A 15,092-nucleotide genomic window follows, 5' to 3' on the forward strand; every position below is an offset into this window, starting at 1 on the left:
GGGTGAGTCCACAGTGCGCCGTACGGCGTCTCGACGTCGCTTCGCCTTGCGGCTCCGCTCGCTCGACGACCGTAGACGTGCTGGGTCGCGCCGTCTCGTGGACGTCGTCGGGGCGGCCGTCGCCGTCCGCCGCGTAGCTCCCAACGGTCGCCAAGCACCACCGATGGTCGTCGAGCGAGCGAGGAACGAGCGATGTCGAGACGCCGGTAGTCGACAGTTCGCCGGACCCCCGACGTCTCGACGCCGCCGCTAGATCGAGGTCCTCGCGGGAGTCTCGGCCGCCTTCAGGGCGGGTGTACGGCGCAGCAGCAGCGAGATCGCGAGCCCGACGGTGAGGCAGCAGAGGACCGCGACGGTCAGGGTCGGCCAGCCGCCGTGCCGCCACGCGGTGCCGGCCAGCGCGCCGAACACCGACGAGCCGATGTAGTAGGCGAACAGGTACATCGACGCCGCCGACCCGATCGAGCGGTGGCCGAGGAAGGCGCGCGCCGACGTCCAGCCGCTGGCGACGCCGTGCACGGCGAAGAAGCCGATGGTGATGGTCCCGAGCCCGGCGATGAACATCCACAGCGGCGCGGCGAGGGTGAGCAGCACGCCGCCGATGGTGACCAGGAACGCGAGCGGCACCACCGCCCGGCGGCCGAACCGCTCGGCGGCCCGCCCGGCGAACGTGGAGGAGGCGGCGCCGAGCGGGTTGACGAGGTAGACGAGACCGGCGATGCCGACCGGGAGCAGGTACGGCGCCTCTTCCAGGCGATACCCGGTGAGGTTGAAGACCGCGACGTACGAGCCCATGCTGATCGCCCCGATGGCGTACAGGCCGAGCAGGGTGCGGTCGCGCAGTACGTCGACGAACGCGTGCACCGAGACCTTCAGCCCGCGGGGAGCGGCGTGGAAGTTGCGGGACTCGGGCAGCAGCGCGATGACGGCGACGGCGCACAGTAGGCCGTACGCCGCGGACCCGGCCATCGCCCACCGCCAGTCGGCCGCCTGCGCGAGGCCGCCGGCCACGAGGCGGCCCGCCATCCCGCCCAGCGCGGTGCCCCCGACGTACAGCCCGGTCGCCCGCGCGTGCGAGTCAGGGTGGATCTCCTCCCGGAGGTAAGCCATCGCGACGGCCGGGAAGCCGGCCAGCAGCAGGCCGGTAACGGCGCGCAGCGCCAGCATCCACGGCCAGGCGGTGACCAGCGCGCCGGAGGCGGCGGCGACGGCGCCGAGGACGAGCGACCAGCGCATCATCCGGGTCCGCCCGACGATCTCGCTGAGCTGGCCGGCGAACAGCAGGGCGACGCCGAGCGCCAGCGTCGTGAAGCTGATGGAGAGCGCCGCCGTGCTGGGCGAGATACCGAACTCGCGGGAGAACCCCGGCAGCAGCGGTTGGGTCGTGTACAGCAGACCGAACGACGCGAACGAGCCGGCGAACAGGGCCGCCGACGCGCGACGGAAGCCCGCTTCGCCGTGCCGATAGCCCGTTCCGCTCACCGACCCACCATAGTTAACGGGCCTAACGAACTGTCAGACTGTTGAGCAGGCGGCGCGAGCCTGCCGCCGTCGACCGGGAGGCGCCATGACGACCACGATTGCCGATGCGCGGACGCTGCTTTTCGTGCCCGGCGGCAAGCCCGAGCTGTTCGCCAAGGCCGCGGCCTCGGGGGCCGACGGGTTCATCGCCGATCTCGAGGACGCCGTCGCGCCGGAGGCGAAGGACGCCGCCCGCGCGCTCGCCGTCGAGGGCCTGGCGCAGGCTCCCGGGGTTGTCCGGATCAACGCGGTGGGTACGCCGTGGCACAACGCCGACCTGGCGGCCGTCGCCGGCGCACCCGGTGTCACCGGGGTGATGCTGCCGAAGGCGGAGGACGCCGAGGCGGTGCGCGCGGTGGCCGAGCGGCTGGCCGGCACGCCGCTGCTGCTGCTTGTCGAGAGCGCCCTCGGCGTCCGCGACGTCGCGGCGCTCGCTCAGGTACCGGGGGTCACCAGGCTCAGCTTCGGCAACCTGGACTTCGCGCTGGACGCCGGGATCGAGCCGCGGTCGGACGACGAGGACGAGCTGCTGTTCGCGCGCAGCGCCATCACCCTGGCTTCTCGCGCGGCCGGGCTGCCCGGCCCGATGGACGGTGTGCTGGGTGATTTCCGCAACGACGACCTCATGGCGCGCCGCACCCGGCGCGCCTTCGATCTGGGATTCCGCGGGAAGCTGTGCATCCATCCTCGCCAGGTGGCGGTCGTGCACGAGGCGATCGCGCCGTCCGAGGAGGAGGTCGCCTGGGCGCGCCGCATCGTGGACGGCGCGGGGGCGCTCGAGGGCGCGGCGGTGCAGGTGGACGGCGAGATGGTCGACCGCCCGGTGCTGCTCAAGGCACGCGACATCCTCGCCCGCGCCTGACGCTTCGGCACAGCGGTCTCACAGGATTCGCTCAGCGGCTCCCCAGGCGCGTGCGCGAGTCTGGGACCATGACTGCCATGAGCAACACCGCCGATCGCGCCGAGCTGCGCCGTCCCGACGGACAGGCACCCCGGATCCTCGTCGTCGACGATGAGAGCACCCTCGCCGAGCTGATCTCCATGGCGCTGCGTTACGAGGGCTGGGACGTGCGGACCGCGCTCGACGGCACGAGTGCGGTGCGCACCGCGCGCGACTTCCGGCCGGACGCCGTCGTCCTCGACATGATGCTGCCGGACTTCGACGGCCTGGAGGTGCTGCGCCGGCTGCGCGCCGACGACTCGAAGATCCCGGTGCTGTTCCTGACCGCAAAGGACTCGGTGGAGGACCGGATCATCGGGCTCACCGCCGGTGGCGACGACTACGTGACCAAGCCGTTCAGCCTCGAGGAGGTCGTCGCGCGGGTCCGCTCCCTGCTGCGCCGCGGCGCGATGGCCGCCGAGGAGCACGAGACGCTGCTCGTCGTCGGCGACCTCACGCTCGACGAGGACTCCCGCGAGGTACGTCGCGGCGGTGACGAGATCAACCTGACCGCGACCGAGTTCGAGCTGCTGCGGTTCATGATGCGCAACCGCAAGCGGGTGCTCAGCAAGGCGCAGATACTCGATCGGGTGTGGAACTACGACTTCGGCGGCCAGGCCAACGTCGTCGAGCTCTACATCTCCTACCTGCGCAAGAAGATCGACGCCGGGCGGGCCCCGATGATCCACACCATGCGCGGCGCCGGCTACGTCCTCAAACCCGCCGAGTAGCCCGTGCAGCGTCGCGTGATGAGCCTGCGCAAGCGGCTCGTCCTGTCGGTCACCGGGCTGCTCGCAGCGGCCTGTCTGGCGATCGGCATCGCGCTCCCGCTGATCCTGCGCGGATTCCTCGTCGACCGGGTCGACGAGCAGCTGAACGCGGCGTCCGAGCGCGCGCTGCGCTACGACAACGGCGATCACAGCCCGGACGGCGGCGGCCACCCCGAGAGCTCGCCGAGCGGCCTCGTGCAGCCCGGCCAGGAGGTCGGGACGATCGCCGCGCTGAGCATCGACGGCGTGCTGACCGACTGCGGATGGCTCGATCAGGACGGCGCCCCCAACCTGTGCACCGTCGGCGTCGCGCTGCAGCTCGCACAGATCACGACGCCGTCCGGCCCGACGTCGGTCGATCTGAACCACTTCGGCAAGTACCGGCTGGTCGCGGTCGAGACCGACGACGGACTGTTCATCACCGGCCTGCCCCTGCACGGCGCGTACGAGACCGTCCAGCGGCTGGTGCTCATCGAGCTGGCCGTCGCAGGCATCGTGCTGGTCGTCGCCGCCGCCGCCTCCGCCGGGCTCATCGGTCGCATGCTCGCCCCGCTGCGCCGCGTCGCGGACACCGCCCAGCGGGTGAGCGACCTCCCGCTGCACGAGGGAGACGTGCAGCTCGCCGAGCGGGTGTCGCCGCGCGACGCCGATCCGCGGACCGAGGTCGGCCAGGTCGGGCAGGCGCTGAACCAGATGCTCAGCCACGTCGAGAGCGCCCTCGACGCCCGCCAGCAGTCCGAGCAGCGCGTCCGGTCGTTCGTCGCCGACGCCTCGCACGAGCTGCGGACGCCGCTGGCCGCGATCCGGGGGTACGCCGAGCTCGCGCGGCGCTCGCGCGACGCCGTCCCCGGCGACGTGGCGCACGCCCTGAGCCGGGTCGAGTCGGAGTCGGTGCGGATGACCTCCCTCGTCGAGGACCTCCTGCTGCTGGCGCGGCTGGACGCCGGCCGCCCCCTCGAGCGCAAGCCGGTCGACCTGGCCGACCTGATCGTCGACACGGTCAGCGACGCGCACGCGGCCGGACCGGACTACCGGTGGAATCTCGAGCTGCCCGACGACGAGGTCGTCGTGATCGGTGACCGGGCCCGGCTGCACCAGGTGCTCGCCAACCTGCTCGCCAACGCCCGCACCCACACCCCGCCGGGCACCGTCGTCACGACGTCCCTCAGCCGCTCGGAGGACGGCCGCTCGGCCGTGATCAGCGTGCTGGACAACGGTCCCGGCATACCGGAGAAGATGCTGCCGTCGGTGTTCGACCGGTTCGCCCGCGGCGACTCCTCGCGCTCGCGGGAGAAGGGCTCGACCGGTCTAGGACTGGCCATCGTCTCCGCGGTCGCCGGCTCGCACGGCGGCACTGTGACCGTCGAAAGCTGCCCCGGCCACACCTTGTTCACCGTCACCCTCCCGCTGGATCCGGGTCCGCGGCCCTGACAGCCCTCGCCCTGGCCCCGAGTCCTCCGCCGTCCGCAGCGTCCCCCGCCGTCGGCGGCGCTCGAGCGGCGTCGGCGGCGTCGGCGGCGTCCCCCGGCGTCGGCGGCGTCCCCCGGCGTCGGCGGCGCTCGAGCGGCGAGCGTGGACGGCGTCGTCCCGCACCTCGCGCGGGGCGCGGTCGGTGCGGGCGGGCAGGATGGAGGCATGAGTCGCCTGAGCCGCCGCAGCGAGACCCCGCCGTTCCACGTGATGGAGATCCTCAAGGCAGTCGCCGTACGGCAGCAGACGCACAACGACGTGATCCTGCTCTGCGTCGGCCAGCCCTCGACCGGGGCTCCCGTCGATGCCCGGGAGGCGGCGACCCGGGCGATCGGTGACGGCGTTCTCGGCTACACCGAGGCGGTGGGCAACCGCGACCTGCGCGAGCAGATCGCCGCGCACTACGAGCAGTGGTACGGCGTCCACGTCGGCCCGGATCAGATCGTGCTCACCACCGGGTCGTCGGCCGGCTTCACGGCGGTGTTCCTGGCCGCGTTCGACCCGGGCGACCGCGTGGTCGTCACCAGGCCGGGCTACCCGGCCTACCGCAACACCCTGCACACCCTCGGCTGCGAGGTCGTGGAGCTCGACTGCGGGCCGCAGACGCGCTACCAGCCGACCGTCGAGATGCTCGAGGCGCTGCCGCAGAAGCCGGCCGGTCTGGTGCTGGCCAGCCCGGCCAACCCCACCGGCACCGTCATCCCGGACGCCGACCTGGCCGCCGTCGTGGACTGGTGCGAGGCCAACGACTGCCTGCTGATCAGCGACGAGATCTACCACGGCATCACCTACGGCGACACCGTGGCGCAGACTGCCTGGAAGCACGGTCGCGAGGCGGTCGTCGTCGGGTCGTTCTCGAAGTACTTCTCGATGACCGGCTGGCGGCTCGGCTGGCTGCTGCTGCCCGAGCACCTCGCGCGGCCCGTCGAGCTCCTGTTGGGCAACCTCAACCTGTGCCCGCCGGCGGTGTCGCAGGCCGCCGCGCTCGGTGCGTTCACCGAGAGCGCGCAGATCGAGCTGCGCCAGCACGTCGCGCGATACGCGCGCAACCGCGAGCTGCTGATCTCGCGGCTGCCCGACATCGGCGTCACCGACGCGATCGCGCCCGACGGCGCGTTCTACGCGTACGTCGACATCGGCCACCTCACCGACGACTCGCTCGGCTGGTGCCGCGACGTCCTCGACGCGACCGGGGTCGCGATCACGCCCGGCATCGACTTCGCGCCCGTCGGGACCGGTGACCGGGCACTCGACGGAGACCGGTTCGTCCGGTTCTCGTTCTCCGGGACGGACGCCGAGATCGACGAGGCGTTCGATCGGCTGCGCGACTACGTGCGCGACCGCGGGTAGCCGCTGACCGGGCGCCGATCCCTGGCCGTCAGTGCTCGCGCGGGCGCGGGTCGCGGATAGCCGCCGACCACTTTCAGGGATCGCGCCAGTAGGCGCACTCTGCGCTGGTGCTGCCGTAGCGGCTGCGAGGCGTGTCCAGGCCGCCCAGGTCGTCGCCGTGTGCTGGTCAGTGATCAGACAGCTGTGCCACGCGGCAAGGCTGCGGCCGTCGAGTACGTAGCCAGCGAGGGTTTCAGGGGAGTGCTGGCGTAGTTGCTCAGTCATGAGGACCACCTCAAGAGCGACTTGTATGGCTCCCACTCTGGCCAATTCAGATGTGAGCTGTGCAAACGCGAGGTTGAGCCTGAGACGAGGCCCGAAAGACGAGTCTGCGATGGAGTCGAACTCCTCCTCCGTTATGTCTTCAACCTGGTCCTGCATGAGCGGCTCGTGGCCGCCCGCGACGAGGTTGTTCCACGCCCGCCAGTAACGGAGACGTTCCTCGGCTCTGCATTTGCCCGCACTCATCGCTGCGCCTCCAGCTCGATCGAGCCAGCCTCAGCCCAGTACTTTCCGGCCTGCAAGCTGTAAACGTGGCTGTCTTCGGTCTTGGACGCATCCATGAAGGCTTTGGCCAGGTTGTCGACGTCGGGCTTCGAGCTGTGCGGTGCGCCCACCATGGCCTGGGCATCGGCAGCAAGAACGTGATGCGCAGTTCGGTAAGTAGCTCATACATCCGCAGGGCAGCGCGCACGTCGTCGCAGCACTGGCGGTAGCGCATGACTGTGGGGCCAACGGAAATCCTGGAGGCGGGGCACGGCGATGAACGGTAGGCGCGGCCCCTTCAAGGCGAAGAGCATCATCGGCAACGTCCGCGACACGAAGGACGCCGCCGAGCGGCAGCTAGCCAATCAGGAACGCATCATCGAACTGCTTGAGCAGCTTCTGAAAGCGGTGCAGGTTCGAATTAATGGGCTTCGAACACGTCCCCAACCCCGAGAGGCGAGCAGGACACCTACTACATAGGCGACCGAACAGTGCGCCAGTGGCGTGAGTGGCTCACGCGTGATCTGCACGGCGGTCCCGACATCCAGGCCGTCACCACGCCGGGCAACACCTACGGTGACACGATCGGCGACTGCGCCTGGTACGCCGTGGCTGGTATTCGACCTGTACGCGGACATAGATGGAGAGCCGGCCGAGAACGAGAAGTTGGCCGACAACCTGCCGTTCATGACGATCAACGACTACCCAGCCATCGCCCATGGCGCTTCAGAGCTGCGACGACGCGGTCATTGAAGGTGTACGGCCGTACCTGAGGAACGTGCTCGGCGATGACTAGCCCCCGGAAGCGACACGCGGGGAACCACGTTTCAAGCCGCGAAAAGGCGCATCGTGTCCGGTTCGTGTCACAGGGTAATGGCATACATGAGTTCGAAGCCAGCCTCCTTGACCTCTTCTGCTACGCCTCGGTTTCGCGGCTTCTTTGCGCCTGCACTTGCATATCTTGAATGTGACTAAGCGCAAACGCTGCTGTCGCCTCCTGCCGTCCGCGATGGAAACCGTCCGACAGGTTCTCCAAGAGTATCTTGCGCGCCTCTTGAGCCGCGACCTCAGCGTTCGCCGCAGCGCGCTTGACCTTGGAATCCTGCCAGTTGTTGGCAACCCCCAATAGCCGGTTCGCGAGATAGGTCAAACTCCCGCCCACGCCCGTGATCCACATGGTGACTTCCAACGGGCTCTCTTTGCGGATCCGCGTGACCTCTACACTTGGCGGGCGTGCCTCGGCGGCAGCCATGTCGATAATCGACGATAGGCCCTCGAAGATCGCGGCGACCTCTCTAAGCTGCCTTGTTTCATCAAAGACGATGTGTACGGATATTGCCTCGTTATCTGCCATGCGTCCCCCTAGGTGTGCGACAACTTTTAGTTGATGATCACTGCGAGCCCACCGAGCACAGCGCCAACTAGCCCGATCCAGATCGAAAATGCCAGGTGTCGGTGCTTTATCCAGGCAATCTTGCTCATCTCAACCAACTGGCGGGACAACACGGGCAGGAAGGCTCGCTGCTCCAGGGCTGACTCCAACTCCTCTTGTTTCCAGTGCCGTACGTGTCCGAAGTATACGAAGTTGTCCGACTTCTCTGAGTCCATCGACTTCACCCGCAGCTTGGGAGCCACTACAAGGACACACAGCACCGCTGCTACGAACAGCAGAACGATCGAGGCAACGAACAGGCCCTGCATGCGCCACCCATGAAACGTTGCCAGAGGCCCATCGTCAGTCGTCGTCGTGATCACTGCCGTGGCAACGATCGTTTCGATGCCGAGCACAAAGCTGGCCTTGGAGTCGACGTTCGAGGTCCACGTTTGAAGCGCGCTGTGAATCTGCCAGGCGTTGTTCACTGCGTCACTCAAATGCTCCTCCGGTAGCGCGTGGTGTACGAAACGATCTGGCGGCCTCCGAGCTCAAGAGGTGGGCGCTTTAACCAGATGTCCTCACGATCATCGCCCTTCTTGGCGATCGGGCCGAGCGAGTTATAAGCCCCGCTTGAAATATTGATCGGTCCGGCGTCGCGCACCTCACTGCAGCAATATTCGAGGCCTTGCCGATGCTGATGATGTCGTTATGTCCGTGTACGCCACCCCGCACAAGCATCGCCTCGCCGGTATCGATTCCTACCCCGTGGCCCATCTTCCATTTGAAGTCGCTCCACTTCGCCTGAAGCCGGGGTTGAATGATCTCCCCTACTGCCCAACTGATCTCCAATGCAGCCAACGCAGCATTTGTCTCTTTGCCCTCACCAATGAAGATGCCCATTACGCGGTCACCATCGAAACCGCGGATCTTGCCACCGCGATGCCTAATGAGGCGACTCGCGGCGTTCAAGTAGCATCGAATGACTTTGGCTACGGCCCAGTTCTTGTGTTTCTGCGCTAGTTCGGTTGACCTCGCCATATCGGCATACAGGTACGCAGCATCCAAGAGGACTGCTCCGTCGGAGAGCGCAATGTCCTCCGTCTCAGGTACCACGCGCCCATTGACCGTTTTCCATTCCGGCGCTAGTACGCGTCGATCCCGCGCTCAACATCTTCCTTCAGTGTCATCTGGCTCCCTAATGATTCGCCTCACGTCACCATTGTGGGGTGTGCCGACAATTCCCGCGTGCAGGCTTAAACGACAGCTCTGGCAGGCTGTGGCCATGGACGTGCTCTCATTTGTCATCGCGGCCGGTGGCTTGGCGACTGCCGTGATGGTTCCCTGGATCGGCTCGTTGACCACGGCACGACGGGAGAGCGAAGTCTGGATCCGGGATCAGCGGTTGGCTGCTTACCTAGACGCCATGGCGCACGCTCAGTCGATCGACACCTACTTGAAGGGCGCGGACGATCCGCAATACCCGCCCAAGTACTCCCGGCCCGATTCCCTGCCTCCACTGGAAATAGTTACCGCTCGGATGCGGCTACTAAGCCCGAAGGCGCTCTTTAAGGCGTGGGAAAAGCTCGTAGAAAGCGAAGACTCGTTCCATTACGAAGTCTTTAATTATGGTACCGCGACGCCTGTGTCGGATTTTGTCGACACGAAGCCATTGTCGGATAACCTGAAAGAGTTCTACGCGGCAATGGACGGCGCACTACTGAAGTCGGAGAAGCGCAGGCGACGGCTTCGCGCAATTGGCCGTTAGTATTACAACCCATATATATACGGCACGCGATCAATACAAACTAGACCTCACCGCAGAAATCCCGCAAGTTGGCGGCAGGAAGGCCGCTAATTTGAATATCGTGTATCGCTTAGTGCTCGAACTGATGATCCTTCAGTGTTGAACCTGGGCGCGCTCGACTCCGACATGCCGCCGCGGCGGGTGCCCGTTAGGGTCGGGAGTAGACCCGACGACGAAGGAGCAGCCATGGACCTCGGTATTGCTGGAAAGTCGGCGCTCGTCTGCGCCTCGACGGCCGGCCTCGGCGCGGCGACCGCACGCGCCCTCGCCGCCGAGGGCGTGAAGGTCGTCTTCAGCGGCCGCCGCCTCGAGCTGGCCGAGCAGCAGGCGTCGGCGTACCCCGAGGGCGTTGCCATCGAGGCCGACATCTCCACCGTCGAAGGCGCCATGGACCTGCTGGAGAAGGCGCGCGAAGCCGTCGGGGACATCGACATCCTGGTGCTCAACGGTCCCGGTCCCCGTCCGGGGACCGCTACGACGGTGACCGGCGAGGACCTGCACGCCGCCTTCGAGTCGCTGATGGTGGTCCAGCACGCGCTCGTCGACGTGTGCCTGCCGCACATGCGCCAGCAGGGCTGGGGCCGGATCCTGTCCATCGCCTCCAGCGGCGTCATCGCGCCGATCACCAACCTCGCCCTCTCCAGCGTGGGCCGGATGGCCCTCGGCGGTTACCTCAAGGCGCTCGCCAACGAGATCTCCGGCGACGGGGTGACGGTCAACATGCTCCTGCCGGGCCGGATCGCCACCGACCGGATGAAGTCCCTCGACGCGAACACCGCCAAGTCGACGGGCAAGTCGATCGAGGAGATCTCGGCGGCGGGCGTGAAGTCGATCCCCGCCGGTCGCTACGGCGACCCGGACGAGTTCGGCGCGGTCGGGGCGTTCCTCTGCAGCGAGCAGGCCTCCTACGTCACCGGCAGCGCGATCCGCTGTGACGGCGGCGCGCACGGAACCCTGTAGCGCCTGCTTCGCCCCGCCCGCACCGCCCCCTTCCGCACCGCCCCCGCCTGCCCGCGGTCTCCGTTTGTCCGCGTCCGGTGCGCGGCCGGCACCGGTGCTCGCGCCGCGGCTCCGGAAATCGTCGTCCTGGCGGCTCGCTATTCATCCGGGATGGATAGCGGGCTTCCTAGGTGACGTTTTCCGGGAGGCCCGGACGGCGGGTCGCGGCGGTGAGCGTCAATATTGATGGATCTGCTTGGTATCGCTGATCCTTCTGCGACCGCCGTCCGCCGTGTGCTGGAATGGCAGGCATGACCCAAGGTGTACGAGGCGCCGCGCAGGCGGCGAAGGACGTCGTCGTCTTCAAGGCGCTGGCCAACCCGGTCCGGCTGCAGATCGTGTCGCTCGTGGCGGCCGCGCCCGAGGGCCAGGTCAGCGCGGGCGAGATCGTCGATCGGTTCTCGCTCTCGCAGCCGACCATCAGCCACCACCTGCGGGTTCTTCGCGAGGCGGGCGTGCTGACCACGTACAAGACCTCCACGTTCGTGTACTACCGCTTCGCCCCGCAGCTGCGCGAGACGGTAGCCGCGGTGCTGCCCGGCTCCGCAGCGGCCGAGCCGCCCGCCGTGACGAACCCCGTCCGCCGCGCGCCTTCCGGGACCGCGCGCAGCACGAGCAAGCGATCCTCGCGGACCACCGCTTCCGCCGCCCAGAGCCGTGCAGCCACCACCGTCGCGGCGTCCACGCCGGCCGCCGCCACGACGTCCACGCCGGCCGCCGCCACGACCTCCACAGCCCGCAGTGAGCGCACACCGGTCGCCGAGCCGAAGGCGGGCAAGAAGCCCGTGAAGTCCGACGACGCGAAGCCGAAGAAGAAGGACAAGAAGGACAAGAAGACCAAGAAGTCCAAGAAGAAGTAACCACCTGCGGGGCAGCCAGTGACGCTATTGGACCGTTAGCGTCACTGGCTGTCCCGCAGAACCGACGACCGCGGCCGTCTAGAGTCGTCCGGCGTGAGCACTGATTCGTATCTGCGCTATCCCACCGTCGCCGGCGAACGCGTGGTGTTCGTCGCCGAGGACGACCTCTGGCTCTGTGGCCTCGACGGGGGACGTGCGCACCGCCTCACCTCCGACGCCGGCCGCCCGCGGTCGCCGCGGCTCTCGCCGAGCGGCCTGCAGGTGGCGTGGACGTCGGTGCGCGAGGGCGCGGCCGAGATCTACGTCAAGGACGTCGACGGCGGACCGACCCGACGGCTGACCTACTGGGGCCAGGACCGCACGTTCGTGCGCGGCTGGCTGAGCGAGACCGAGATCCTCGCGGTCAGCACGCTCGGGGAAGCCGAGCGCTCGCGGTCCTTCGCGTACGCCGTACCGATCGACGGCACCCCGGCGCGGCGGCTGCCGTACGGCTGGGTCGCCGATCTGGCGCTGGCGGGCAGGGGCGCGTTGCTGTCGACCACGACGACGGTCGAGCCGGCCTACTGGAAGGGCTACCGGGGCGGAGCGGCCGCGCAGCTGTGGTTCGACGCCTCGGTGGCGAACGGCGCCCCGGGCCGGTTCATCCGGTTGTTCCGCCAGCTCGGCTCGAGCCTGGTCAGCCCGTTGCTGGTGCGGGACGCCGGTGGCAAGCAGCGCGTCGGCTTCCTGTCCGACCACGAAGGCGGGGCGGCACAGCTCTACTCCGCACCGGTGCGGCGCGGGAAGGTCGTGGAAGCCGACCTCGTGCGGCACAGCGACGGGGAGTTCTTCGCCCGGCACGCCGGCACCGACGGTGAACGCGTCGTGTACGTCGCCGGCGGGTCGCTGTACGCGCTCGATCGCCTCGATCCCGACGAGCGACCGCGCGAGGTCGCGGTGCAGCTGGCCGGCTCGCGCGCCGCGCTCAGCCCGACGATCCACGATCTCGCCTCGACGATCGACTTCATCGGGCCGGACCGCACCGGCCGCGCGTCCGTCGTCGGCGCGCGTGGCTCGGTGCACTACCTGCCGCACCGGCAGGGGGCCGCCCGGGTGCTGGCCGACGGCGCCGCCGTACGGCGCCGCGAGCCGGTGCTGCTCGGCGACACGCGACGGGTCGCCTGGGTGACCGATGAGCACGGGGACGACGCGATCGAGATCCTCGACATGGCCGACATCGCCGCGACCCCGAAGGTGCTGGTGCGCGCAGGCCGGCTCGGGCGGGTGCTCGAGCTGGTCGCGGCACCCGACGGGTCGAAGCTCGCGATCGCCAGCCACGACGGTCGGCTGCTGACGGTCGACGTCCCCAAGTCGCTCGGGAGGGCCGTCTCGCCGAAGGAGCTGGATCGCTCGCAGAACGGCGATCTGGGCGACTTCGCGTTCTCGCCGGACTCGGCGTGGCTGGCCTGGTCGCTGCCCGAGCGCGAGTCCATGGCCCGCATCCGGATGGCGAACGTGGCCAAGACCGGCGCGAAGCCGTTCGACGTGACCTCGGCCCGGTTCAACGACTTCAGCCCGACGTTCACCACCGACGGCAAGCATCTGGCGTTCCTGTCCTACCGCTCGTTCGACCCCGTCTACGACTCCTACGTCTTCGACCTCTCCTTCCCCGGTGGCTGCCGCCCCTACCTGGTGCCGCTCGCCGCAGACACGCCGTCGCCGTTCGACGCCTCCGTCGACGGTCGGCCGCTGGACGGCGAGGAGGGCGTGCCCGGGCCGGAGAATCCCGACGACACGGCCAAGGAGAAGAAGGACGAGCACCCGACGCCGGTGACGACGGTGGACGTCGACGGCCTCGAGCAGCGGATCGTCGCGTTCCCGGTCGACGCGGGCCGGCTGTCGTCGCTGCGCGCGGTGCAGGGCGGCTGCGTGTGGGTCACCCACCCGGCCCGCGGCGAGCTCGGCGAGGACCTCACCGGTGAGGCGCCGCGCGCCCACGTGACCCACCTGGACTTCGGCACCGCCAAGACCGACGTCATCGTCGACGCGGTCGACAGCGTCGAGGTCACCGGTGACGGCTCCCGGCTCGTCACCTTCACCGACGGCGTGCTCGCGGTCGTTCCCGCGGCACGCAAGGTCGAGGACGACGCGCCCGAGCGGATCGAGGTCGACCTGACGCGGGCCACCGTCACGATCGACCCGGTCGCGCAGTGGCGGCAGATGTACGCCGAGGCATGGCGGCTGATGCGCGACAACTTCTGGCGCGCCGACATGAACGGCGTCGACTGGCAGGGCTCGTACGACCGGTACCTGCCGCTGCTCGACCGGCTCGGCTCGCACGACGACCTCGTCGACCTGCTGTGGGAGCTGCAGGGGGACCTCGGCTCCTCGCACGCGTACGTCGACCCGGTACCGCCGCGCGGCGACAGTGTTCGCCGGCAGGGCATGCTCGGCGCCCGGCTCGCCTGGACCGACGGCCGGTGGGTCGTCGAGGACATCGTGCCCGGCGAGTCCTCGGCCCGCGCGGCCCGCTCGCCGTTGCTCGGCCCGGGCGTGGGCGTCCGGCCCGGCGACGCGATCCTCGCCGTGGCCGGCCGCCCGGTGAGCCAGACCGTGCCGCCGGCGCAGCTGCTCGTGGGGACGGCGGGCAAGCCGACCGAGATCGTCGTCCGGCCGGCGGCGCGCGGGTCGCAGCCGCGGCGGGTCGTCGTCACGCCGCTGGCGGAGGAGTTCAGCCTGCGCTACCAGGCCTGGGTCAACGATCGCCGCCGGTACGTGCACGAGCGCACCGACGGCCGGGTCGGCTACCTGCACGTCCCGGACATGGTCTCCGGCGGCTGGGCCCAGCTGCATCGCGACCTGCGCACCGAGATCGGCCGCGAGGGCGTGATCGTCGACGTTCGCGGCAACCGGGGCGGGCACACGTCGCAGCTGGTGATCGAGAAGCTCGCCCGCACCGTCGTCGGCTGGGACGTCAGCCGCGGCTACCAGCCCTACACCTACCCGATGGACGCGCGGCGCGGCCCGATGGTGGCCGTGACCGACATGCATGCCGGGTCGGACGGCGACATCGTCACGGCCGCGATCCGCGAGCTCGGGCTGGGCCCGGTCGTCGGGACCCGCACCTGGGGCGGCGTGGTCGGGATCGACGGGCGCTACCAGCTCGTCGACGGCACCAGCGTCACGCAGCCGCGGTACGCGTTCTGGTTCGAGCGCTTCGGCTGGAGCGTGGAGAACTACGGTGTCGATCCGGACATCGAGGTCGAGGTGACGCCGCAGGACCGCGCCGCCGGCAACGACGTCCAGCTCGACCGCGCGCTCGCGCTGATCCTCGAGCAGCTTGCGCGGACCCCGGCCAAGCAGCCGCCGGCCCTCCCGAGCTGACCCGCGCACCGGCGGCGTACTTCGGTACCGGAACCGGCGGCGGATTCACGCGGTCGTCGCAACGCCTGTTGTTTTTGGCGGCGTTGAGAGTACCTCGTTGAGGACTTCGGCTGGT

13 protein-coding genes are annotated in these 15,092 nt (G+C 69.0%); 9 read left to right on the forward strand and 4 right to left on the reverse strand.

Translation table 11 applies throughout. The features are described 5' to 3' along the window. Nucleotides 1-249: 249 nt before the first annotated feature. Nucleotides 250-1,482, reverse strand: a complete 1,233-nt coding sequence (locus F8A92_RS00735) for an MFS transporter (RefSeq protein WP_153502668.1) — start codon at nucleotides 1,480-1,482, stop codon at nucleotides 250-252. Nucleotides 1,483-1,567: 85 nt separating this feature from the next. Between F8A92_RS00735 and F8A92_RS00740 the strand changes: the two genes are divergently transcribed. The 4 genes from F8A92_RS00740 (at nucleotide 1,568) to F8A92_RS00755 (ending at nucleotide 6,051) form a co-directional block, all read left to right on the forward strand. Continuing rightward, nucleotides 1,568-2,383 carry an HpcH/HpaI aldolase/citrate lyase family protein gene (locus tag F8A92_RS00740; RefSeq protein ID WP_153502669.1) on the forward strand — a complete coding sequence of 272 codons (816 nt, stop codon included), beginning with the start codon at nucleotides 1,568-1,570 and terminating at the stop codon, nucleotides 2,381-2,383. Between the two features lie 77 nt (nucleotides 2,384-2,460). Next, on the forward strand, nucleotides 2,461-3,192 hold the full coding sequence (locus F8A92_RS00745) for a response regulator transcription factor (protein ID WP_153502670.1): 732 nt from the start codon (nucleotides 2,461-2,463) through the stop codon (nucleotides 3,190-3,192). An 18-nt stretch (nucleotides 3,193-3,210) separates the two neighbouring features. Next, nucleotides 3,211-4,662 (forward strand): sensor histidine kinase, encoded by a 1,452-nt coding sequence (locus tag F8A92_RS00750; RefSeq protein ID WP_153502671.1) that lies wholly within the window; start codon nucleotides 3,211-3,213, stop codon nucleotides 4,660-4,662. Between the two features lie 204 nt (nucleotides 4,663-4,866). Next, the gene (locus tag F8A92_RS00755) at nucleotides 4,867-6,051 is read left to right on the forward strand and encodes a pyridoxal phosphate-dependent aminotransferase (protein WP_153502672.1); all 1,185 of its coding nucleotides are present in this window, start codon (nucleotides 4,867-4,869) and stop codon (nucleotides 6,049-6,051) included. Between the two features lie 503 nt (nucleotides 6,052-6,554). Here F8A92_RS00755 and F8A92_RS00760 read toward each other — a convergent pair. The 3 genes from F8A92_RS00760 to F8A92_RS00770 form a co-directional block, all read right to left on the reverse strand. Next, the gene (locus F8A92_RS00760; protein WP_153502673.1) at nucleotides 6,555-6,710 is read right to left on the reverse strand and encodes a RusA family crossover junction endodeoxyribonuclease; all 156 of its coding nucleotides are present in this window, start codon (nucleotides 6,708-6,710) and stop codon (nucleotides 6,555-6,557) included. A gap of 782 nt (nucleotides 6,711-7,492) precedes the next feature. Next, complete coding sequence (locus F8A92_RS00765) at nucleotides 7,493-7,930, reverse strand: hypothetical protein (RefSeq protein ID WP_153502674.1); 438 nt, start codon at nucleotides 7,928-7,930, stop codon at nucleotides 7,493-7,495. Between the two features lie 26 nt (nucleotides 7,931-7,956). Continuing rightward, the gene (locus F8A92_RS00770; RefSeq protein ID WP_153502675.1) at nucleotides 7,957-8,436 is read right to left on the reverse strand and encodes a Pycsar system effector family protein; all 480 of its coding nucleotides are present in this window, start codon (nucleotides 8,434-8,436) and stop codon (nucleotides 7,957-7,959) included. Between the two features lie 223 nt (nucleotides 8,437-8,659). Between F8A92_RS00770 and F8A92_RS00775 the strand changes: the two genes are divergently transcribed. The 5 genes from F8A92_RS00775 (at nucleotide 8,660) to F8A92_RS00795 (ending at nucleotide 14,977) form a co-directional block, all read left to right on the forward strand. Then, the gene (locus F8A92_RS00775; protein WP_153502676.1) at nucleotides 8,660-8,971 is read left to right on the forward strand and encodes a hypothetical protein; all 312 of its coding nucleotides are present in this window, start codon (nucleotides 8,660-8,662) and stop codon (nucleotides 8,969-8,971) included. Nucleotides 8,972-9,233: 262 nt separating this feature from the next. Beyond that, on the forward strand, nucleotides 9,234-9,716 hold the full coding sequence (locus F8A92_RS00780; protein ID WP_153502677.1) for a hypothetical protein: 483 nt from the start codon (nucleotides 9,234-9,236) through the stop codon (nucleotides 9,714-9,716). A 225-nt stretch (nucleotides 9,717-9,941) separates the two neighbouring features. Continuing rightward, nucleotides 9,942-10,715 carry an SDR family oxidoreductase gene (locus F8A92_RS00785; RefSeq protein WP_153502678.1) on the forward strand — a complete coding sequence of 258 codons (774 nt, stop codon included), beginning with the start codon at nucleotides 9,942-9,944 and terminating at the stop codon, nucleotides 10,713-10,715. Nucleotides 10,716-11,005: 290 nt separating this feature from the next. Then, entirely contained in the window at nucleotides 11,006-11,614 is a 609-nt protein-coding gene (locus tag F8A92_RS00790) for an ArsR/SmtB family transcription factor (RefSeq protein WP_194291305.1), read from the forward strand. Nucleotides 11,615-11,707: 93 nt separating this feature from the next. Then, nucleotides 11,708-14,977 carry a S41 family peptidase gene (locus F8A92_RS00795; RefSeq protein WP_153502680.1) on the forward strand — a complete coding sequence of 1,090 codons (3,270 nt, stop codon included), beginning with the start codon at nucleotides 11,708-11,710 and terminating at the stop codon, nucleotides 14,975-14,977. Nucleotides 14,978-15,092: the final 115 nt, after the last annotated feature.

Source organism: Cumulibacter manganitolerans (assembly GCF_009602465.1).
Lineage (GTDB): Bacteria > Actinomycetota > Actinomycetes > Mycobacteriales > Antricoccaceae > Cumulibacter > Cumulibacter manganitolerans.